The following is an 18,152-nucleotide window of genomic DNA, read 5'->3' on the forward strand; positions in this document are numbered from 1 at the left end:
TCAACCCCCGGCGTTGCCGATCATCTTCTGGAGCTGGTCAATACCGACGAGGAACGCACGCATGCCGTACTTGGCCACGCATGCGCTCAGCACCATGACAATAAACACATCAACGCCCATGGCGCCGGCCAGCTGCGCAACATTGCCGGTAAGACCCGTCATGTAGCCCCGGACAAAATCCTTTACCTCGGGTAACACCTGGACGTATGTGACCCACGTCAGCCCAAACGCGGCCAGGACCCGCGCGACGATAAGAGATGCAGCGGTCTTAAGCAGTGCCAGAAAATGCCCTGCATACCCCACCAGCATCGATTTCAGCGTATCCCACATCAGTCCTTACCTCCCCACCCCATCAGAATGCCGAGCGCCACGAAGGCCCCAATGAAGAGCAGGCACGTGCGTGCCGTGCTCAGGACCTCGCACCAAGATTCATCATCAAACGAGAAATCACCCCAACTAGTGCTCGCACCTTCAAAGCGCGGACATTGACCCGACAGACCCAGCCCGCCCTGGTCAATCATCGAAACTCCGACCGTCACGGTCTTGTTGAAATCCTTCGGGTCTGGATCACCGTCACCCCCACCGCCTGGGAAATCACCGGCACCTGCTGCGCCCTCGCCAGCCCGCTTCTCAGCCTCACAACGCGCCATGAACTGCTGCTGGGCGATCGCGCACAGCACCGGATCGCCACCGGTACACGTAAAGCCCTGGGTACACGTACCGCCACCACCGACGCTGCCGTGGTCGTTGTTGCCCTCGCCCTCACCTTCGCCATCACCCTTGCCGGAGCCGTCACCAGAGCCTGCATTGCCTTCGCCCTGAGCGCCGCCTCCAGCCGCGCCAGAACCCGCGCTGCCGTAGCTGGATTGCCAGTTATTGGTGGTGTAATTGTTCGTGGTGTTCGTAGTGTTATTGGTGATGGAAACGTTGGCCTGACCTTTGTTCTCCCACTCGCCACCGTTCTTAGGTGGAACAGGCGGCATTGTGGGCGGTTTGCCCGCGTCCGTTTTGGTCGCGGCTTCGTTACCACTGGTCTTGGTGCCACGTTCGCTGGGATCCCAGCAGAAGGATTTGCCGGTGCTACTCACGGCGCAACTTCTTCCATCCTGAGTAACGCATTGCGTCAACGTACCCTGCTGAACGCAGACATCATCCTTGGGCTGAATCGGATCATTAGGCAGCGACTCACAAGTTCCGCCTGTAGGCCGCAGCCGCTTTGCTTGCGTGATCGACTTATCGCTAATTCCGAAAGTAATGGCGTTAGGGTTATTGGGCACATCATCGGGTTCGTAAGCACAACCCTGACTGCAGAAGGTTCCACCGTAGAACGCGGCATTGTTGATGATGGGCCGGTCAGAGCATGAGCCGCCGGAACCCCACGTATACGAAGCACCGATTCCGTTACACCCTGCATACCCGCCAAGACTGTATGCCGCATCACCGTTCCACTGACCAGCGCATACATGATGAGAACTCTTGTACGTGCGCGGCGACCAGCCCGCCCCCCTCTGCGCGGCGCACCTCTTTGCAGCATCCAGCGCAGCGGCATAGGCCTGAGACTCGGTGGGGAAATTGCACGAAGCCTGAGCTCGTGCATGACCAACACCCAACGCAGCGAGAAGAAACACCACAATGACCGCAGCCGCTCGACGCGCAAGCGCAGTGGCAAAGATACGCGCGAGGTTCATACCTTCTCAAACGCCAGCCAGAGCGCGCCGAGCAGCGCGATGATTACCCAATAGCCATCCATAACCTTCCCCTCTGCTGAAATGAAGAGGGGGCCACCCCGCCCCCTTGATCGACCCGATGCGGCTTACTTCGCCCGCTTCAGGTACATCCAGGCGACCAGCAGGAACACCACGCCGACCAGCACCTTCAGGATGGCGCTCACGTCGGACTTGATCGCCGACACCTCGGTCAGTGCGTCGGCACCGAGACCCGCGCTCTGTGCCATGGCCATGCCGGAGAACAACGCGCTGCCGACGACCGCAGCGGCCTTGCCGTAACCGCTCTTCACGTGAGCGCCGTACTTCTTGATCTGATTGCGAATCTTCATTGGGTATCCCCTTTCGTTGGTTGGTTGTGGTTGAACTACGGTCTTGCGGCATCGGCTGTTCTGACCAACAGCCGAAACCCCACGCCTAGCGCCCACACACCCGCAATTGCCCCTCCAATGAGAAATCCATCTTGATAGGACAGGTACGGGATGAAACTGGGCGGCAAGGCGTAGTAGGGCTGGACACACTCCCCCGTCTCGACAACGTAGTCTTCTGCGTTGCATGCAAGGTAGAGAGTGGGACCAGACATGCTTAGGCCCCCTTCGGAGCCGGTTCCAGCACAGCGAACTTGCTGAAGTTGTGAACGCCCTTGTTCACCGTCAGCATCTTGCCGGTGACCATGCGATAGCGGCCCGGCGGGAACGCGGGTTGCCCCTTGTCCAGGCGCACTTCGTACGGGTACACGAAGCCCATGGTTTCCAGCTTCGCGCCCTGCTTGCGGGTGGTGTATTCCACGTTTTCGCCCGCGTCGTTCTTGAACGTACCCGACCGCTCATCAACCGAGCCGGGGAAAATCTCAACGATGATTTCTTCATTCAGCGCCATGGCTGTTGTCCTCTAGATCATCTGGGCATTGAAAAGGGCCGGTAACGTCCGCCCAGGTTGGACGCCCCGTTTTCGCCCACTTCGGAACCTTGTCGGTCCGCATGAACTCCATGAAATCCATGAAATGCTCTGGCGTAGGTGCCAGGTGCATCACCTGGTTGAAGCTAGCGCCATACATGCGCTTGGCATGGCGCATCACCGACTTGAACGTCGCCTTGGTCACTTCCTCAGTGACCACCAGTCGCGCAACGCAGCAGGCAACGAAGTCCAGACACGCATAGGCCCCGCGCATGTAGTCCAACGGGTTGTTCAGCACGTCCAGCGAAATGCGCTTACGCGTGCTGCTGCGCATCTGCATTTCCCAGCGCACCCACGGGCTATCCGGGTCACCAAGCTGCTTGCCCTTCTCGTACACGCGCAGCTGCTTTTCACTGCTGGACTGGCCTACGTAGAACGTATCGCCGTCGCCGGAGCTGATGAACTCCTTGCGCTTGGGGCGCTTCCGCTCACCGCCGAAGCTGTAATCGAACTCGCCCACCTCATACATCGCACGCACCAAGGCGAGGTTGCGCACGCCATCGAAGTCATCGAACGCCGTATCCACTCGTGTGAGCATCGTGCCGACGTGTTGGAGCTTCGCTCCAAGCGCGCACCACCGCTGCGCGTGGTCTGCGCTCACGTCGCCCCGCTGCTCGAATAGGCCGCACCCAAGACCTGTCAATTCAAAGCGCAGTGAGGGCCTTCCGCCCTTGCGCTGGGTGAGCTGGCCACCGACTTCGATGGAGCCTGCGAAATCGCCCCACACGTTGGTCAGGGAGAACTTGTAGGCATAGAACGAACCCGGCCCTGCATCGACGCCAAGCGTCAATCCGCTACCTGCAAACAGGTACTGGAATGCCGCCTGGACGATGCTCACGATCACCGCATCTGCGGGCACGAACGGCACACGACGGCCCGTTACCAGTTCGCCGCCCTCCCCCGCTTCGGTTTCGTCCTTAGGCTTTGGCCCGAACGCACGCAGGTAGGTGGCCAGCCCATCCATACTCATCAGGTCGCCCACGTCGCCGCTGATACTGCGCGTCTTGGCGCGCCAGCCGCAGGCGTCCAGCAGGTCCCACAGATCCACCGAGCCGGCCAACCAGTCGATGCCCGCCCAGGTGCGGGAGGGAGATTCCGCCGCCTTGCGGAGTTCCGATTCGGCAGGGCCACGGCGTTCACGGCCACGGGCCAATGCCTCGCGGCGGGCATCGCTGCTACCTGAACGACTGACTCCCCTGTTAGACGAGGGGAGTCGCCCGAGTTGCCCGCCATCAGCCACGGCGCACCTCCCGCATTGCCTTGCACTCAGCCAGGTGCTCCTGCGACACGCGGGCAATACCCATCCACAACTGGCGCTGCTTGGGGCTCAGACGCACGGGGAACAGGTCGGCGCCATCAGCAGCCGACAACATCGCCTGGGCGTAGCTCAGTGCGATGCGGGCGCCGCGCTCGGTATCGGTCGGGCGGCTCATCGGCGTACCTCCGCACGTGCCTGGGCAACCAGTTCTTCGGCGCGGTAACCGGCTTCAAGGCCGGCAGCGGTGTAGTTCAGCGACCAGATGTACAAGCGGGCAAGACCCACCGCGATGTACGTCAGTGCGATAAGCAGCAGAGCGGCGATCATGCCGTATCCCCTCCCCTACCCTGGAATGCCCACACCCGGTGGGGGTGCACCGGGGTGGGGCCGTCAACGTGTGTTGAGGGCGAGCAATGTATAAACAGCCGTCGAGAGCATGTCAACAGGTGTCGAAAGTGACCACGCAAGAAAAGCTGATAAACGCACTGTTTGAGCGTTTCGCCGGGGAATCTGAAACAGCCATCGCCAAGCGCTGCGGGCTGTCAATTGCGCGATTCAGCAACTACAAGCTGGGAAAACGCGACATGGACGTAGATGCCGTTATTGGCTGCGCCCAAGCTCTCGGCTGGGATGTCCGCAGCACGGTTGCCGCCCACGAGATCGAGGTCGCTCCCACGCCTCGCGTGAAAGCGCTATGGAAGACAGTGGCCGGGACAGCTATGACCCTAGCAATAGGGGTCGGCCTCGCCTCCCCTGCGCACGTGCAGGCGGCAGAAAAGGGCATTCAGGCGTCCACGCTGTATACATTATGCGAAATCTCCTAGCGCAGGCGAAGGCGGCCGCGCTGCGCCGGCTGCGCTGGATTTGGCTTTGGATCACCTCTTGCTTGCCGCAGCGTCAACCGTCCGATACGGAGATTGAGGCGTGAGCAACACCTACGACATGGACCGCCGGCCGCCGTGCTGGCCGTCCGGCCAACCCTGTCCGAACAGCTGCGCCCGTGACCACGCACGGCACGTCCTGGACAACCACGTAGACCTGCACGGGCCATGGGCCGGCTGGCGACTCGCCGGCCGTGACCTTGTGGCTCCCAGCGGCGAACGCATCCCAGAACGCCGCCTGCGCGGCCTGCTGTGGCGCGCGGACGCCACGGAACTACGGGACGCTACCCGCGCCCGGAACGCGGCCAGAAAAGCCCGTCAGCAGTCGTTGGTGAAGGTTGTCGTCGTGGACCTGGGCGACTGGCGAGAGCGCCACTTCGGGACGCGCGCCGGGTAACGGCGTCACCGCAGGGGCAAAGCCCCTGCACCCCGATCACCCCTCACGACACCGCTGCCAACCACCACTTGGCGCAGAAACTTGCTGCCAGCCATTGGAAAGCCGACGCATTGCCTGACCACCAATGCAGACCACACTACCGACGGCCTTAGCGCCAGGCGCCCCCAGTGATGGCAACGTAATCACGTCAGACGAAGGGCCGGGCCGGCCAGCGCGCCTAGCCTCATCGGACAAAGTCCTAGCCTCAAGGCGCTTACAAAACCCGTACATGGTTGGATGCGGGTTATTGCGCTGCGCCTCGCAGTTAAAAGGTTCAACGCCTTTCGCCATCGAGTTATGAGCCGCCTTCGGAGTATCCGTAACTCGGGGCGTTCCAGGCCCAACAGCGCTATGGACGCGCTGCGCAAGACACGCTTGCGCAAATATGAATGAAGTCAAAACGATAACTGAACACCAGATAACTGGCACGATTCTTGCCTTATTGTATTTCATCCTGAAATCTGCTAGGCCAACAGCCCCTGCGCTGCAATTCAGGGTAGCAAGAAACGGAAGCTCATCAAACAGCCAAAGAACGGCCCCTGACCGCCCGCGAACGCCAATGACTTGCCAAATCTAATTGCCCTTGGACAACCTCATGGGGTGCTGAACGGCTGCGAAGATCAGAAGCGCGACGCTCATGCATTTCAGCAATAGCAATGCAACGTGAAGGATCAAGCCCATCGGCACCACGCTGCTTTTTGAATAGACCGAACATTAAACCCCCAATCACTAGACAAGCAGCCCCTATGCTGCGATTCAGATTAGCAAAACCGTGGCGATCGACGCCAGCAGGGTCAGATGACCCACGTAATAGCCGTAGAACGCCCAGCGTGTGCGCGGGACCCGGACGCTGGCCAACGCGAGCCCAAGCACCGGCAACGCCAGCAGCGCCCAGCTATTGCCGTTCCAAGCGCACAGCACGGCCATAGCAAGGACGACCAGCGCGCCCCGCCCTACAGTCGGCCGCAGGAAGAACCACCAGCCGGCCAGCACCAGCAGCAGGCCAGCCCATCCGTAGTCCACCAACATCGCTACAGGCCCGGCCAACAGCACCAGCAACGCCCATTGCCGGCGCTGGATGCTCCACACGCAGGCCGCCGCGAGCGCGAACGAAAGCAGCACGTTCAGCGGTAACGCGTTACCAAATGCCCACGCGTGGACCGGCTGTGCGATGACACCCCACAGCGCGAGACGACGAACCGACTTCCCCGCATCCGCGCCCTGGGCGAGGTTGTAGGCCATCACCAGCGCGAACAACGGGAAGGCGATGCGGCCGGCTTCCGACAGACCTGGCACGTAGCCGCCAAGCAGCACCTTTGCCACGTGATCACACGTCATCGCGGCCAGCGCCAGCCACTTCAACAGTTCACGGCCGCCGGTAGTCATAGGCTTGTCGTCGGCGGCGTAACCGTGCTGGTCTGGTAGCCGGGTGACTCAGGGAACGTGCCTTGACCGCGCTTGCTGTGCCCTATCACTGCACCGCCTTCCCTGCCCCGCTCGGCAATGGCTTCCCGGTTGCGCTCTATCTGCGTAGGGCCATCAACGAAGCGGTCATTGCGCTCATCACGATACGGCTCATATTGCCCGCGACGCGCGACGAAACGACAGGTCGGCTCATCGACAACGTAGAGCGTGCCTTGCTCTGTAACGCAGCTGCACGACGGCTCGGCATGCTTGCCCTGGGCATTGGCACCGCCCATGGACGACATGCAGAACAAGCGCGGAGCCTCGCTCGGCAGCGACAGCACGTCATCGTAAGCCGGCGCACTCCACGGCTCCGATGGGATGCGCGGAATGAAGCGCTTGGCATAGTCGGCCGCAGAGACCTGGGCGCCAGCAGCACCGCCGCCCGCCGTCGCATTCGCTCCGTCGCGCGGCGTTGCCGCGTGGCTTTGCTGTGCCGCAACCGTTGACGTTTCCTCGCCGCCACCGAGCCGCTTACCCATCGAACCGAAGGAGTAGTACATCAGGAACAACGCAAGCCCGGCCGCGACAGGAAACGCAATGTAGTACCAAGGAATGCGCCGTTCCGTGGTGTCCAATTCCGTCGATTTGTAGGTGCCCATCGGGCGCTTAGGCAGCGCCTTGCGCTTTGTGACCAACGGAACCGCTTTCTCCGCCTGAGCCTCAAAACGGTCGAATTCGCGCAGGTGCACGAACTTGGTTCCGAATCGACGGCGCACGTGGACGTGGCGCTCGATCAGATCATGCACGAACTGATCGCATTGCTTGTCCGGGCTCTGACTGACGAAAATGAAGTCCAGGCCACGATGACGATGCTTCGCAAGTTGTTCGACATGCTCCGGCACTTTGGAGCCGGAAGGGCGCTTAGGCAGCATCCCGTGCTCATAGGCCTCATCAACTAGCGCGACAGCACCGTCAGGCAAAAAATTAGGCCAATCCTTGAACTGTTCCGGCGTCATTTCCAGCACGCCAGTTTTCGCATAGTCGAACTCGCGGATATTGCAGGCGTAGACAATGCGTCCCTGATCCTTGAATTCCAAAAGCCGATCAATGGCATGCAACGTCTTACCGTGACCCGGCTGGCCGGTGTACCAGTAGATCATGTCAGTGACCCCCGCCAAGCGAATCGGCAACGGACTTAGGCACGACGAACACCTTCCATGCCATGCGAATCGTGAGCGCGGAAAGGATCATCGACATAGCCGTACCCACTTCGAGATAGCCAAGTACCTGGGCAACAGGACCGTCCAATCCGCCAATCTGCGATTGGATGAACTGTTTGAGGTTGGGCAACACCGCATCGAACGTCACCGTGGTCAGGCCGAAGGTGGCAAGCACCTTGCCGACGATGCCGGCAGCAGCATCCTTAGCCTTGCCAAGAGCATGCGTAACGCCCTTGACGATCCAATCCCACACCATGCCGCCCGGATTGAAGATACCCATCAGCCCACCCCACCCATGAGAATTTTGAGCGCGGTGAACGCGCCGAAAACAAGGATCAATCCGCGAAGAATTGCCATGGCCTTGCACCAGTACGGGAAATCAGCGCCACTGATCGCAACACCCATTAGCTGGAAGGAAGGCGGCTGCGGACACGAACCGCCGCCGAAAATGTTGCCTTGATCCAGCATGCTGGCAGAAACACCGATGCCCCACTTTTTAGCGCCATCTACATCGGCAGTACCGTCGCCGGGATCGCTCGCTTGACCCGAACCTTCCAGCACATCCGCGACACCATTGCAGTTCGCATCACCTGCGCCGCAGCCCTGACCATCACCCGGCGTCCCCGTACCAGAACCATTTTTTGCGAGCTTTTCCAGCGCGCATGCAGCCTTCCATTGCTGTAGCAACGACGAGTATTCCAAAGCGTCGCACTTGTCCCCGGTGCAGATCGGCATCGCCGAGCATGTACCGCCAGTGACGTTCCTGTTCTTGCGCGTATTGCAATCAATGCGCCACTGAATTTTTACCTGTATGCAGGAGATCGCATTTCCCGAACACGACGGAGGCGCATTGCAGCTATCGCCGCCAGATGCGGAATCTTTGTTTGGATCATCCGGCCCCTCTTCCGAGTCCGGCTTCCCATTGCCATCAGCATCGCGCTTGCACGTGCCATCTTTGCCCTTAGCCTCACCAGCTGCACATTGACCTTCACCGGGAAGGCACTGACCGGAAGGACTCTTTACATTGCCTGCGGGACACTCATTTTCTGACGGCTTGCAATAGAGGGCGCCTTGCTCAATGGCACCCGGTGTTGTGCCCGGCACTGCAACCATGCCACTAGGGCACTTACCGTCCGGAACACACTGGCCGTTGACCTTTTTTTGATCCGGCGGACACGGCTTATCTACCGGCTCACAGACACCCATGTAGCCATTCCAATAACTCCCAGACGGGCAATTTTTCTTCAAATCATCCGGGGTACAAACTGCACCCGTAGTGCTTACCGTGCTGGTTTCATCGGCATTTTGCGCATACTTCACGACACAACCGAGATTGCAACCAGTTGAACCCGTGACAGGCAAGAAAGGCGTTGTTTTTGACGGCGTTTTATCGCACGTCCGATCTTTCCAGTAGTAGTAATCACCCAGCGGATTGCCACCATAGCAGCCAGCAGTGCCGGATACGCGGCGCCAAACGTAGCAGCGGTAATAACACCTATCGCCGGCACAAGATGGGTTTTGAACAGCCCCCTTCCAATCACCAAACGAACCCGGCTCTGCATTGACCTGGGATTCATAGCTCGATGCCAAAGAACTCGCGGCCGAATAAGCAGTGCCCTGGTCACAAGGAGCCTCAAACGTGCACGACTGCGCATGCGCACTACCCATGCCCAACCATGCCAGCACAGAAACAACTAGCAGCGCAGCCACACGCCGCACAATAGCGCTTGCGAACACGCGAGCAAGCCAGCGCATCACACGCCCTCAAATGCGAGCCAGCAGGCACCGCACACTGCGATGATGACGAAATAGCCCATGTTTCTATCTCCCTAAAAAAGCAGGGGGCAAAAGCCCCCTACTTCCTTGCTTGCTTGACGTAGCCCCACAGCATCACCGTTGCACGGATCACTGCGATGGCCGACATGACTACCGTCGCAACCTCGCCGGCAGTCGCAAGGACCGCTAACAGCGCGGGCATGACGCCCGTCCGTTAGCGAGCGCGCTTGATATAGCCCCACAGGATGATCACGCCCAGGATCACAGCCACCGCCGCGATCACGAGGTTGACCTCGCTCTTGCCCGACGCCAGCTCACCGGCGATGGCCGAGCCCGGGGAACCGCTGCCGCTGGCGAACGCGGCACCCGACGCCATCAGGGCGGAAGCACCGGCACTGATCTTGCCGGCAGTGGAAGCGCCGAAACGGCGGGCAGTATTGACAACATTCTTCATGGCTTTTTCTCTCTCAGTAGACCCCTAGACGCGCCGCGCGGAATACGAGGCGCGCTTTAACCCCTACAGCCCAAACCGCAACAATCGCGAAGGCCACAAGGGTTCCATCAGCCAAGTCCAGGGGAGGAAGAAGTGGCTGGTGGTACGGCATCCACACGGGAACCGCGCACGTGCCGTCCTGCTGAATGTTTTCAGCGGCACACGCGGCGACGTAGAGCGGTTCCGGCGTGGACATGGCTTATGCCTTGAACGGAACGAGCGCGGTGTACTTGCTCAGGTTGAGCGCGCCACGGTTGACGGTGACCATCGACGCCATGTCCAGCTGGTACTCGCCGACCGGGTAGGCCCGCTGGCCCGATTCCAGACGCACATCGAACGGATAGGCGAAGCCGCCCACTTCCAGCTTTGCTTTCTGTTTGCGCGTGGTGTAGTTGATCTGTTCGCCACTGCGACCCTCGAACGTGCCATCACGCTCATCCACCTGGGCCGACAGAACCGTCACCTTGATACCGCTCATGATTTCTTCTCCGTTGTGCCCGCTATGTCGGGCGAAAGTCAGCTGCATTACCTGTCATCCGCGCCCGCAGCTATCAGGCGCGCAGGATTCAATCGCCGGCAGGCACCTGCCGGGTTTCGGATTCGATCTCGCTTGAAGGTGCGAACAGGACGGCCACCAACAGCTGTGCAGCGTCATCAGGGCGTGGGCACCACGCCGGCAACGTCGAGCGCGCGGTGCCCAGCACCAGCCGTGCGAGCGTGGCCTCATCGCCACCAGCGGCGTGCAACATCGCGTTGAGCATTGGGCCGTACTGCCGGCGGAAATGCGCCACGTACCGCTTGCAGTTCGCCATCATCTTTTCGACCGCGATCCGCAGGCGTTCGCCAATGCCGCCCACGAAGTCGAGCACCGGATAGGTGCCAACCAGATACGGCGCGGGATCGACCAGCATGTCGAGCGGCAGTTCGCGCCGGTTGCTGGCGTGGAATTCGCCCTCATAGCGCACCCACTCGGACGCAGGATCACCTTGCTCCCTGCCCTTTTCGTAGACGCGTAGTTGATTCTCCGACTTGCGACTGCCGACGTAGAACGTTTTGCCAGTGCGGTTGCCCATGTCATCGATCAGGCGCGCTTTCGGGCGCTGCCCGCGGCGGTCGAAATCGCCATCGTTGTAGCGATCAATGGCCCACTGCACGGGATACAGGCCGGCGAAGTCATCGGCCGCGATATCCACACGCGTCAGCCGCGCATCGACAATGCCAAGCGCCGTAGCGAGGGACGACCACCGCTTCGCATGGTCATCCCCGGCGCTTGCTTCAAACACGCGGCAGCCGTCGCCGGTCAATTCCAGTCGGGCGGTATACGTGCCATCCCGTCGAATGGTATTCAGGCCGCCGAACTCCAGCAGGCCAACATGCTCGCCCCCGACACGCAACGCCACGCGCCAGTTATAGAACCGGCCGCGCGACGGGGCGCCAAGTTCATACAGGCCCGGGAAGAAATGATCCGCCAGTGCCTGGGCGACAGCCGGGGCGCAGGAGCCCACCACGCCGTTCAGATCGGAGCAGACCGCCTCGCGGTCCTCCGGCACGTGATGGAACGCGTAGGCGTCCAGAACGGCGAACAGATCGAAAGAGCAGGCCATCCAGTCGATCACTACCCCGATCCGTTCAGGTTCACTGACTCCCCTGTTAGACGCGGGGAGTGCAGAAGCTGCGGCCTCAACCATGGCCGGCGCCCTCCCCGAAAACCACGGTGCAGGTGTCGCCCAGCACCGAGACAACGCGGTACTGACGGCGACCACGCAGGAGCGCGTTCCACCACTTCACGCGCTCAACCGCCCATGCCACGTCCTGGCCGTAGCGGCATTTCAGCGTCCAGCCGAGGACGCCGACGATGCGCTGCTGAATCCAGTACTCGGCCACTGGCGTGGCCCTGACCGCTTCCACATCCGCATCCAGCGGATGGACGCCCGGAACGGGCTCTGCGAAGCGCGCATGCAGCACACGACGATCTACGCCAAGGAGCCTGCCGTCAGCCATGGACGACCTCATCCAGGAGAACGGGAAGCAGAGCCGCCGAGCCCCATTGATCCGCCATTGCATCAGCAATGCCCTGGAAGGTACGCGAGCGCTCCTTCCAACGATCTGGGCCAGGCACAAGACGATGGATACGCTGTTCCCTACCCTCAACAACGTTGGTTGGCAACAGAAGTGGAAGGTTTTTCAGCCACAAGCAAGTTGCCTTTTGCTCGCCATGACCGAACTGCCACGGTTGAATCATCTGCGTAGCGCGGCAGATGCGACTGGAAATGATTGAGCGCGGATTCTCCAGGGCGATACGGGGGATCGGGGCAGACAGCAGACGGCGAACAAATTCCAAGGCCTCTGCCTGTTCTGCCTGTTTTGCCTTGAACCAACGCGCGCCGGAAGTAGCGAGATGCGTACAAGGCGGATGGGCAACCATCAAATCCCAACCATCGCCGATCACGTCGAAAACATCGCCCTGATAGTGCGGCCCCGGACGCTCAGTGGGCAGCAGGTCGCAGGACATGGCGTCATGCCCGCGCGCGATAAACGCGTCACGGACCGTGCCCGAGTATTCGCATGCAACCAAGACGCGGAGACGGTCAGCCATAGCGCACCCCCAAGGCACGCTCAGCAGCGATCACATCCGCTTCCAGCTGCGCCCAGGCGACCAGCTGCTGCGCGCGGAAGTCGGCGTATACGCGCGCGTCATTGCGGTCCAGCCACCACGCGAACAGACCGGCAACGCCGTAGGCGAGCGTCGAGACGGAAACAAGGATAAGGGAAAAGATCATTCCCGCCCCCCGCCGAACAGAACGCCATACGACCAACACAAGCCGAAAAGGACAGTGGCCACAACGAGAAGCGCGCAAACGACGTACACGATGGCGAGAAGCAAGAACGCCGCGATCTCCCACATCGAGTAATCGCCGGACCCCATGGAAGCAACGGCGCCACAGAACGAAAGGAACAACACCGTCGAACAGGTCAAGAGAACAATGACCGCGAAAGCCTTGATTGCCACCGTGCGAGCGTTCATGCGGCCACCTGCGGAGCAGCAGGGAACACCACCGGTTCACGGCGCACGCACGCGCGCACGGATCGCGTCTGGAACTGCACGGCCCAGCGACTGGCAGCGGCATAGGTGGACAGGCCACGCTTGACCACCTGCCACTCCCCTACCCGCTCATCCCACGCGAGGACGGCGAACGAGGAAAGGGCGCTCATGCGCCCTCTCCTTTCGACTCCACAGTTTTCGCTTTGCGGGACGACTTGGCGGCAGGTGCCGCTTCTGCGGTCGGCTTGATGCGAAGCGCCTTGAACGCAACCGCGCCCAGCGCAATGCCCACTTTCGAATGCCCCATTTCGCACAGTTCCAGCGCAAGCCGCTGGACTTCAAAAAGCCGTGCCTGCAATGCCGCGTGCTGTTCGACGTTCATTCCGATGCCCCTCTCCCCCTGCGAGAAGCCGCCCTGTGCATCCCGTCAGATGCACCCGGCCGGGGGATGACCGGCGGGCGGCAGTCCTCAACCCGAGGACTGGATGCGTTGTACTCTGGGTGAGGACCCAAGTCAACAGGGTGAGGACTGAATGGACGTAAATTTTTTGCTGGACCGGTGCAAAGACGAAACCGGCGCCAGCACAGACGGCGAATTAGCCAAGCGGCTTGGGGTATCGAAACAAGCCATGTCCAGCTACAGGAAAGGCGCACGCCTCCCTGACCCCGTTGTATGCGCGACTATTGCCGGCCTATCCGGGTTGCCGCTCGCAAAGGTGTTGGGAATCGTCGGAGAAGCGCGGGCGATTAGCCGCGAGGAAAAAGCCGTATGGCGAAAGCTCGCCGGAATGACGGCGGCAATCCTGCTATTCATCGGAAGCGCAATCGGCCTGCCTGCAAAGGCATCGAATTTTGACCATGTTTCACAGGCTCAAATTCATGCGCAGGATTCAAGCAACGTATACATTATGCGAAATGGCATATCGCCGGATCAGCTGGATCTGGCTGCGGATCAGTTCTCACCTACCATCCCGGCCTCCTAAGGATTCGGGGGAAATTAAGGCATGAGCGACACCTACAACCTGGACAGCCGTCCACCGTGCTGGGAACCGGGAACGCAATGCCCGAACAGCTGCGCCAGTGATCACTAGCGCCGCGTGATCGACAACCACGTCGCCCTGACAGGTCCATGGGCTGGCAGGCGACTGGCAGGACGAGATCTGGTCGCCCCAAGCGGCGAAAGGATCCCAGAACGCAGGCTACGCGGCCTGCTATGGCACGCCAATGCTGCTGATTTACGTGACGCGACACGTAAAAGGAATGCTGCACGAAAAGCGCGTCAGCAGTCGATGGTCAAGGTCGTTGTCGTGGACCTGGGCGAGTGGCGGGAACGCCACTTCAGAACCAGCGCAGGGTAACGGCGTATTCGTAGGGGCTTGGCCCCTACACCCCTAATTTAGTGACGAATCACAAATTACCTGCCAATCGAGATAGCAGGCAGCTCGACAGATGGACGGCAACGTAGATAGTTGCGCTCACGGTCAAGCGCTTGAATCCAGCCATTTCCAACGCGAGCAATGACGCGACCTTCTGAGCAAGAAACTCCCGACGCCTTCGCCTCAGGAGTACCAAGCGCAGGAACTTCGATCACCGTTCTGGATGGCATTGGCCGCCCCATATGCGATGACATTCCTCGCTGTAGGTCGTAGTCCAGGTTGTTGCAGTAGAACGGTCAACACCCCGTCCCGCTGCGTGCCGGACTTGCTGGGCTGAAACCGAACCAGCAAGCGACAGCATTACCGCGAACAAAACTCCCCTGTACATCCGGCACTCCCTGTTGGACGCGAAGCCGAATCATAGCGTGGTCGTGGGAGGCGTATAACTACCGATGGTCCGGGCCAGGTTCTGCGGGAACACGTCTCCCCGCTGACCAGGTGCATGACCGATGACCTGACCGCTAGCCACGGCTGGGCCGCGCTGTTGGACCCCGCCATTGCCACCCTGTGGCTGACGTTGCTCCCCTGCCCCATATGGCACGTCCTGCGCTCGCGTGCCGTTCTGTGGGGCCTTGAACGGATTGTACGGCTCACCATTGCGGGCGATATCCCGACAAACATCGTCACGGTGCACCACGCGGGTGTTTTGCTCTGTAACGCATCTACAGCTGTTGTCGGTGCTCATGCAGTAGACGTGAGGATCGGACACCACCGGCCGACCCACATAAGCCGGTGCCGACCACGGCACGTCCTGGACAAGAGGTTGAAGGTTCGCAATGTGCTGCGTAGCAGCCGTCTTTTCGGCAGACCCTGAGCCCGGCGCGAAGCTGGAATCGCGGAAAATGGCGTACCACACGCCTCACATAAGCAGCGCTGCAATAGGCCCAAATATCAGGGCCTTCTTCACCAACGCCGGCATTTGATACTTCACCGTGTGGGTCTGGGCTGAGTCGTAGCAAGCGAAGAACTTCGGCTTGAACTTGTAGACCTCGTAGTCATAGTTTCGCTTGATCGATGCAGAGCTTCTGCCGCACCACATCCATGACCTGATTCTCGCGGAACAGGAAGCTCTCTTGTCTACCTGCACGGCGCACCAAGTGCTCGTGATAGCCGACCAAACCTCGCAGGTATGTATCCAAATAGTTCGGCTGCTGCGTAGCCAGAACCAAGCGAATGCCGTCATCGCGGATCTTGTTCATACGGACGTAATCGGGAGCATCGCCACCGCGCCGCTCAGGAAAAAAGCCTGCGCCTCATCAACGAAAAGTATTGATCCGGAAAGCAGATCACGCCATTTACGTGCATCCTCCCAGAGCGTAACGCCTGGCACTTTCAGCCCATCGATGCTGCAGGCGAACACATGCTCCCCTTTCTCCAACAGCTGGCAGATCGCCTCGGCCATGCGCAATGACTTGCTAGCACCCGGCAAGCCGGTGAGAAGTGATATCGCGGCAGTGCCACCGATCATGAGGACTGGTTCCTGCGCTGTTGGTGACCTTCTTTACGCTGCCAGTCCTTACCCTCAATGCTGACACTGGGTGGCGTGATTGGCCGGGCTCTCTGAGCGTTTTCCGGAGCGCGGCTTCGGCAACCTGTTTCAACTGATTCGTCGCCGCGGTTTGGTCTGGAATCACAAGCGTGTCTGGCGTGTGTACTGCCTGATGAAACTCAATCAGCGTCGGCGAGGAAAGGAGCGTATTCCAAACCGACACCTTCAGTCGCGAGGCTTTGGCCATCGAAGTTGATCTGAATTTACCGGCTACGCGTGTGATTCGCACTTTGGAACGAATTGCGGCGTGGCGCGGCTATCCCGCAAAGAACTCATGCCTCCAGATGTACTATGGCCCCGAATTCATCGCCTTGGCGTTGGCGGAATGGGCTGAGCGCAAGAACATCGCGCTGGATCTCATCGAGCCAGGACGGCCGATGCAGAACGGCTTCATCGAACGCTTCAATGGCAGCTTCCGACGTGGCGTGCTAGATATGCACGTCTTCCGCAATCTCGGAGAAGTACGCGAACAGGCGGAGCAGTGGCTGGCCGATTACAACACCGAGATACCTCACGACAGCCTTGGCGGGCTCACGCCCGCCGAATTCCGCCAGTACCACGAACCGGAAACCTCTAATTTAGCCTGGCATTGAAATACGGGGAGTCGACACCTCACAAACTACTTCCCCTCAAGATGCGCAATCGCCCTATTTCGATTGGCGCGAGCTTTTGTCGCAATCTTAGCGCCGCCAGCCATCGCGGCAGAATACTCCGAGATCGCCTCTTCATACTTTCCGGAATCAAAAAATGCATTCCCCAGATTATAATGAAGATCAGGATTTTTCGGCATCAAGCAAATAGCCTTCTCCAAATAGACGGCTGCCATCCGCGGACTCCCGATAGAGGAGTAACAATTAGCAATTGCCATTAGAGAAAAAGCATCATTTCTATCATGCAGCAATGCTCTTTTAAAGGCCTTCAGTGCACCAAGGTAATCGCCCAGACAAAAGCGAGAATCACCAACAATATACCAAGAATGATTTAAATCGCTTGAGTATTTCTTTCTAATCCTGCCAGCATCAGAAATCAATTCGCGCAACACATTGAGATGGGCCCCGGATTTTTCTAGTTTATAAACAAGATCAAAATTGTCGCTCATGCTTCTTTAACCTCTGGTATTGGGCTTCTTTCCCTCTCCTCCATTTGCTGCTCCAATTGCTCGCACAATACGCAAATAATTAATGGAACTCTAGCCCTGAAGCCGCCCTTGGGTCTCCTGGAGTGCTCCTCGCCATTCGGGTGTTTTACGTTTCTCTCTCTATCTCCAGATGGAGTTCTATGTGGAGGGGGGGGCCTCTTGTTTGGATTTGGCTTAGGCTTATATTTATCAGCTGCAACGAGAATTCCTGTTAGGTCGACGACATCTTGCTCGCCCTCACCGGACAACTGATCATTGGAGTCAGGCGCCGAAGAATAGTTGCTAGATCCACTTGTATAATTTATCCCCGCATTTAGTTTTTCACCACTTCCGCTGCCACTGCGCTCGTTAGCATTAACATAGATCGTGCGAACCGCAGAGCTCCCTCCTCCCCCACAGATATGACTTCCCGTTGTCGATGCAGCACACCTTCCGTCCGGGTCGGTAAAACGGTATGGATTGTTATTTCCATACCAATAGCGATTAAACGCTAAAACAGGATTGCTGTAGGCCGTTACAGGATCCACTGATAGGAACCTCCCTATCTGAGGATCGTAATAGCGCTGTTGCATATACGTCAGATTGGTCTGCGAATCTGCAACGTGCCCGGTGAAACCTGGCTGATCAGAAGCCGGCCGAGTGATCGGTGAACCATAAGGCTCGTACACCTCGCGCTCGATAACGTTTCCGGACGCATCTGTTACGGCCACAGGTGATCCGAGCGCATCTGTATGGATGTACTCCACCCTGGTCTGCGCAAGCGATGAAAAAGTCAAAGCAAACCCCACAATCCCAGCAAGATATCTCTTCCAAGACATGCTCATCTCCATTCCC

At 59.5% G+C, this 18,152-nt stretch carries 28 protein-coding genes and 1 pseudogene; 4 read left to right on the forward strand and 25 right to left on the reverse strand.

Annotation, left to right across the window (positions count from 1 at the left end; all coding sequences use genetic code 11):
- From ACVOLL_RS05300 to ACVOLL_RS05330, 7 genes are all read right to left on the reverse strand, one after another.
- The gene (locus ACVOLL_RS05300) at positions 1 to 330 is read right to left on the reverse strand and encodes a DUF2523 family protein (RefSeq protein ID WP_481511939.1); all 330 of its coding nucleotides are present in this window, start codon (positions 328 to 330) and stop codon (positions 1 to 3) included.
- Complete coding sequence (locus ACVOLL_RS05305) at positions 330 to 1,688, reverse strand: hypothetical protein (protein WP_481511940.1); 1,359 nt, start codon at positions 1,686 to 1,688, stop codon at positions 330 to 332. Before ACVOLL_RS05305 ends, ACVOLL_RS05300 begins: the two co-directional genes overlap by 1 nt.
- 125 nt (positions 1,689 to 1,813) lie before the next feature.
- The gene (locus tag ACVOLL_RS05310) at positions 1,814 to 2,056 is read right to left on the reverse strand and encodes a hypothetical protein (protein WP_481511941.1); all 243 of its coding nucleotides are present in this window, start codon (positions 2,054 to 2,056) and stop codon (positions 1,814 to 1,816) included.
- 253 nt (positions 2,057 to 2,309) lie between these two features.
- Complete coding sequence (locus ACVOLL_RS05315; protein WP_481511942.1) at positions 2,310 to 2,603, reverse strand: single-stranded DNA-binding protein; 294 nt, start codon at positions 2,601 to 2,603, stop codon at positions 2,310 to 2,312.
- A complete protein-coding gene (locus tag ACVOLL_RS05320) occupies positions 2,590 to 3,921 on the reverse strand; it encodes a replication initiation factor domain-containing protein (protein WP_481511943.1) in 1,332 nt (443 codons plus the stop codon). The genes ACVOLL_RS05315 and ACVOLL_RS05320 overlap by 14 nt, the downstream gene beginning before the upstream one ends.
- Entirely contained in the window at positions 3,914 to 4,114 is a 201-nt protein-coding gene (locus ACVOLL_RS05325) for a hypothetical protein (RefSeq protein WP_481511944.1), read from the reverse strand. The genes ACVOLL_RS05320 and ACVOLL_RS05325 overlap by 8 nt, the downstream gene beginning before the upstream one ends.
- A complete protein-coding gene (locus ACVOLL_RS05330; protein ID WP_481511945.1) occupies positions 4,111 to 4,266 on the reverse strand; it encodes a hypothetical protein in 156 nt (51 codons plus the stop codon). Before ACVOLL_RS05330 ends, ACVOLL_RS05325 begins: the two co-directional genes overlap by 4 nt.
- A 128-nt stretch (positions 4,267 to 4,394) precedes the next feature.
- Here ACVOLL_RS05330 and ACVOLL_RS05335 point away from each other — a divergent pair, with 128 nt between their 5' ends.
- Positions 4,395 to 4,763, forward strand: coding sequence for a DUF3693 domain-containing protein (locus ACVOLL_RS05335; RefSeq protein WP_481511946.1), 369 nt, complete (start codon positions 4,395 to 4,397; stop codon positions 4,761 to 4,763).
- A 100-nt stretch (positions 4,764 to 4,863) separates the two neighbouring features.
- Positions 4,864 to 5,217 carry a hypothetical protein gene (locus ACVOLL_RS05340; protein WP_481511947.1) on the forward strand — a complete coding sequence of 118 codons (354 nt, stop codon included), beginning with the start codon at positions 4,864 to 4,866 and terminating at the stop codon, positions 5,215 to 5,217.
- Between the two features lie 795 nt (positions 5,218 to 6,012).
- Here ACVOLL_RS05340 and ACVOLL_RS05345 read toward each other — a convergent pair.
- The 14 genes from ACVOLL_RS05345 to ACVOLL_RS05410 form a co-directional block, all read right to left on the reverse strand.
- Positions 6,013 to 6,642 carry a TraX family protein gene (locus ACVOLL_RS05345; RefSeq protein WP_481511948.1) on the reverse strand — a complete coding sequence of 210 codons (630 nt, stop codon included), beginning with the start codon at positions 6,640 to 6,642 and terminating at the stop codon, positions 6,013 to 6,015.
- A complete protein-coding gene (locus ACVOLL_RS05350) occupies positions 6,639 to 7,823 on the reverse strand; it encodes a zonular occludens toxin domain-containing protein (RefSeq protein ID WP_481511949.1) in 1,185 nt (394 codons plus the stop codon). The genes ACVOLL_RS05345 and ACVOLL_RS05350 overlap by 4 nt, the downstream gene beginning before the upstream one ends.
- A 1-nt stretch (position 7,824) precedes the next feature.
- On the reverse strand, positions 7,825 to 8,163 hold the full coding sequence (locus ACVOLL_RS05355; RefSeq protein WP_481511950.1) for a DUF2523 domain-containing protein: 339 nt from the start codon (positions 8,161 to 8,163) through the stop codon (positions 7,825 to 7,827).
- The gene (locus ACVOLL_RS05360) at positions 8,163 to 9,638 is read right to left on the reverse strand and encodes a hypothetical protein (protein WP_481511951.1); all 1,476 of its coding nucleotides are present in this window, start codon (positions 9,636 to 9,638) and stop codon (positions 8,163 to 8,165) included. The genes ACVOLL_RS05355 and ACVOLL_RS05360 overlap by 1 nt, the downstream gene beginning before the upstream one ends.
- A 100-nt stretch (positions 9,639 to 9,738) precedes the next feature.
- Complete coding sequence (locus tag ACVOLL_RS05365; RefSeq protein WP_481511952.1) at positions 9,739 to 9,861, reverse strand: hypothetical protein; 123 nt, start codon at positions 9,859 to 9,861, stop codon at positions 9,739 to 9,741.
- 12 nt (positions 9,862 to 9,873) lie between these two features.
- Positions 9,874 to 10,113 carry a hypothetical protein gene (locus ACVOLL_RS05370; RefSeq protein ID WP_481511953.1) on the reverse strand — a complete coding sequence of 80 codons (240 nt, stop codon included), beginning with the start codon at positions 10,111 to 10,113 and terminating at the stop codon, positions 9,874 to 9,876.
- Between the two features lie 238 nt (positions 10,114 to 10,351).
- Positions 10,352 to 10,630, reverse strand: coding sequence for a single-stranded DNA-binding protein (locus ACVOLL_RS05375; RefSeq protein WP_481511954.1), 279 nt, complete (start codon positions 10,628 to 10,630; stop codon positions 10,352 to 10,354).
- 88 nt (positions 10,631 to 10,718) lie between these two features.
- Entirely contained in the window at positions 10,719 to 11,768 is a 1,050-nt protein-coding gene (locus tag ACVOLL_RS05380; protein WP_481511955.1) for a replication initiation factor domain-containing protein, read from the reverse strand.
- 64 nt (positions 11,769 to 11,832) lie between these two features.
- Positions 11,833 to 12,060: a hypothetical protein gene (locus ACVOLL_RS05385; RefSeq protein WP_481511956.1), complete on the reverse strand. Its 228-nt coding sequence runs from the start codon at positions 12,058 to 12,060 to the stop codon at positions 11,833 to 11,835.
- A gap of 85 nt (positions 12,061 to 12,145) precedes the next feature.
- The gene (locus tag ACVOLL_RS05390; RefSeq protein WP_481511957.1) at positions 12,146 to 12,664 is read right to left on the reverse strand and encodes a hypothetical protein; all 519 of its coding nucleotides are present in this window, start codon (positions 12,662 to 12,664) and stop codon (positions 12,146 to 12,148) included.
- A gap of 76 nt (positions 12,665 to 12,740) precedes the next feature.
- On the reverse strand, positions 12,741 to 12,932 hold the full coding sequence (locus ACVOLL_RS05395) for a hypothetical protein (protein ID WP_481511958.1): 192 nt from the start codon (positions 12,930 to 12,932) through the stop codon (positions 12,741 to 12,743).
- The gene (locus tag ACVOLL_RS05400) at positions 12,929 to 13,177 is read right to left on the reverse strand and encodes a hypothetical protein (protein ID WP_481511959.1); all 249 of its coding nucleotides are present in this window, start codon (positions 13,175 to 13,177) and stop codon (positions 12,929 to 12,931) included. Before ACVOLL_RS05400 ends, ACVOLL_RS05395 begins: the two co-directional genes overlap by 4 nt.
- Complete coding sequence (locus ACVOLL_RS05405; RefSeq protein WP_481511960.1) at positions 13,174 to 13,365, reverse strand: hypothetical protein; 192 nt, start codon at positions 13,363 to 13,365, stop codon at positions 13,174 to 13,176. The genes ACVOLL_RS05400 and ACVOLL_RS05405 overlap by 4 nt, the downstream gene beginning before the upstream one ends.
- On the reverse strand, positions 13,362 to 13,577 hold the full coding sequence (locus ACVOLL_RS05410) for a hypothetical protein (protein WP_481511961.1): 216 nt from the start codon (positions 13,575 to 13,577) through the stop codon (positions 13,362 to 13,364). The genes ACVOLL_RS05405 and ACVOLL_RS05410 overlap by 4 nt, the downstream gene beginning before the upstream one ends.
- A gap of 151 nt (positions 13,578 to 13,728) precedes the next feature.
- On the opposite strand from ACVOLL_RS05410, the gene ACVOLL_RS05415 reads away from it, so the two are divergent.
- The gene (locus ACVOLL_RS05415; RefSeq protein ID WP_481511962.1) at positions 13,729 to 14,178 is read left to right on the forward strand and encodes a DUF3693 domain-containing protein; all 450 of its coding nucleotides are present in this window, start codon (positions 13,729 to 13,731) and stop codon (positions 14,176 to 14,178) included.
- A gap of 1,448 nt (positions 14,179 to 15,626) precedes the next feature.
- Here the strand turns inward: ACVOLL_RS05415 and ACVOLL_RS05420 are convergent.
- Positions 15,627 to 15,830: a hypothetical protein gene (locus ACVOLL_RS05420; RefSeq protein ID WP_481511963.1), complete on the reverse strand. Its 204-nt coding sequence runs from the start codon at positions 15,828 to 15,830 to the stop codon at positions 15,627 to 15,629.
- A complete protein-coding gene (locus ACVOLL_RS05425; protein WP_481511964.1) occupies positions 15,827 to 16,099 on the reverse strand; it encodes a P-loop NTPase family protein in 273 nt (90 codons plus the stop codon). Before ACVOLL_RS05425 ends, ACVOLL_RS05420 begins: the two co-directional genes overlap by 4 nt.
- Before the next feature lie 79 nt (positions 16,100 to 16,178).
- Here ACVOLL_RS05425 and ACVOLL_RS05430 point away from each other — a divergent pair.
- Positions 16,179 to 16,773: pseudogene (locus ACVOLL_RS05430) on the forward strand (integrase core domain-containing protein); the annotation flags it as partial.
- Positions 16,774 to 16,799: 26 nt separating this feature from the next.
- Here ACVOLL_RS05430 and ACVOLL_RS05435 read toward each other — a convergent pair.
- Positions 16,800 to 17,279, reverse strand: coding sequence for a tetratricopeptide repeat protein (locus tag ACVOLL_RS05435; protein ID WP_481511965.1), 480 nt, complete (start codon positions 17,277 to 17,279; stop codon positions 16,800 to 16,802).
- Entirely contained in the window at positions 17,276 to 18,136 is an 861-nt protein-coding gene (locus tag ACVOLL_RS05440; RefSeq protein ID WP_481511966.1) for an RHS repeat domain-containing protein, read from the reverse strand. Before ACVOLL_RS05440 ends, ACVOLL_RS05435 begins: the two co-directional genes overlap by 4 nt.
- Positions 18,137 to 18,152: the final 16 nt, after the last annotated feature.

This window comes from Stenotrophomonas sp. STEN035 (genome assembly GCF_056759935.1).

Excerpts from the sequence above, each read along its gene's own strand:
- ACVOLL_RS05300 (WP_481511939.1), bottom strand. The coding sequence starts at position 330 with ATGTGGGATACGCTGAAATCGATGCTGGTGGGGTATGCAGGGCATTTT.
- ACVOLL_RS05305 (WP_481511940.1), bottom strand. The coding sequence starts at position 1,688 with ATGAACCTCGCGCGTATCTTTGCCACTGCGCTTGCGCGTCGAGCGGCT.
- ACVOLL_RS05310 (WP_481511941.1), bottom strand. The coding sequence starts at position 2,056 with ATGAAGATTCGCAATCAGATCAAGAAGTACGGCGCTCACGTGAAGAGC.
- ACVOLL_RS05315 (WP_481511942.1), bottom strand. The coding sequence starts at position 2,603 with ATGGCGCTGAATGAAGAAATCATCGTTGAGATTTTCCCCGGCTCGGTT.
- ACVOLL_RS05325 (WP_481511944.1), bottom strand. The coding sequence starts at position 4,114 with ATGAGCCGCCCGACCGATACCGAGCGCGGCGCCCGCATCGCACTGAGC.
- ACVOLL_RS05330 (WP_481511945.1), bottom strand. The coding sequence starts at position 4,266 with ATGATCGCCGCTCTGCTGCTTATCGCACTGACGTACATCGCGGTGGGT.
- ACVOLL_RS05345 (WP_481511948.1), bottom strand. The coding sequence starts at position 6,642 with ATGACTACCGGCGGCCGTGAACTGTTGAAGTGGCTGGCGCTGGCCGCG.
- ACVOLL_RS05350 (WP_481511949.1), bottom strand. The coding sequence starts at position 7,823 with ATGATCTACTGGTACACCGGCCAGCCGGGTCACGGTAAGACGTTGCAT.
- ACVOLL_RS05355 (WP_481511950.1), bottom strand. The coding sequence starts at position 8,163 with ATGGGTATCTTCAATCCGGGCGGCATGGTGTGGGATTGGATCGTCAAG.
- ACVOLL_RS05360 (WP_481511951.1), bottom strand. The coding sequence starts at position 9,638 with ATGCGCTGGCTTGCTCGCGTGTTCGCAAGCGCTATTGTGCGGCGTGTG.
- ACVOLL_RS05365 (WP_481511952.1), bottom strand. The coding sequence starts at position 9,861 with ATGCCCGCGCTGTTAGCGGTCCTTGCGACTGCCGGCGAGGTTGCGACG.
- ACVOLL_RS05370 (WP_481511953.1), bottom strand. The coding sequence starts at position 10,113 with ATGAAGAATGTTGTCAATACTGCCCGCCGTTTCGGCGCTTCCACTGCC.
- ACVOLL_RS05375 (WP_481511954.1), bottom strand. The coding sequence starts at position 10,630 with ATGAGCGGTATCAAGGTGACGGTTCTGTCGGCCCAGGTGGATGAGCGT.
- ACVOLL_RS05390 (WP_481511957.1), bottom strand. The coding sequence starts at position 12,664 with ATGTCCTGCGACCTGCTGCCCACTGAGCGTCCGGGGCCGCACTATCAG.
- ACVOLL_RS05395 (WP_481511958.1), bottom strand. The coding sequence starts at position 12,932 with ATGATCTTTTCCCTTATCCTTGTTTCCGTCTCGACGCTCGCCTACGGC.
- ACVOLL_RS05400 (WP_481511959.1), bottom strand. The coding sequence starts at position 13,177 with ATGAACGCTCGCACGGTGGCAATCAAGGCTTTCGCGGTCATTGTTCTC.
- ACVOLL_RS05405 (WP_481511960.1), bottom strand. The coding sequence starts at position 13,365 with ATGAGCGCCCTTTCCTCGTTCGCCGTCCTCGCGTGGGATGAGCGGGTA.
- ACVOLL_RS05410 (WP_481511961.1), bottom strand. The coding sequence starts at position 13,577 with ATGAACGTCGAACAGCACGCGGCATTGCAGGCACGGCTTTTTGAAGTC.
- ACVOLL_RS05415 (WP_481511962.1), top strand. The coding sequence starts at position 13,729 with ATGGACGTAAATTTTTTGCTGGACCGGTGCAAAGACGAAACCGGCGCC.
- ACVOLL_RS05420 (WP_481511963.1), bottom strand. The coding sequence starts at position 15,830 with ATGAACAAGATCCGCGATGACGGCATTCGCTTGGTTCTGGCTACGCAG.
- ACVOLL_RS05425 (WP_481511964.1), bottom strand. The coding sequence starts at position 16,099 with ATGATCGGTGGCACTGCCGCGATATCACTTCTCACCGGCTTGCCGGGT.
- ACVOLL_RS05435 (WP_481511965.1), bottom strand. The coding sequence starts at position 17,279 with ATGAGCGACAATTTTGATCTTGTTTATAAACTAGAAAAATCCGGGGCC.
- ACVOLL_RS05440 (WP_481511966.1), bottom strand. The coding sequence starts at position 18,136 with ATGTCTTGGAAGAGATATCTTGCTGGGATTGTGGGGTTTGCTTTGACT.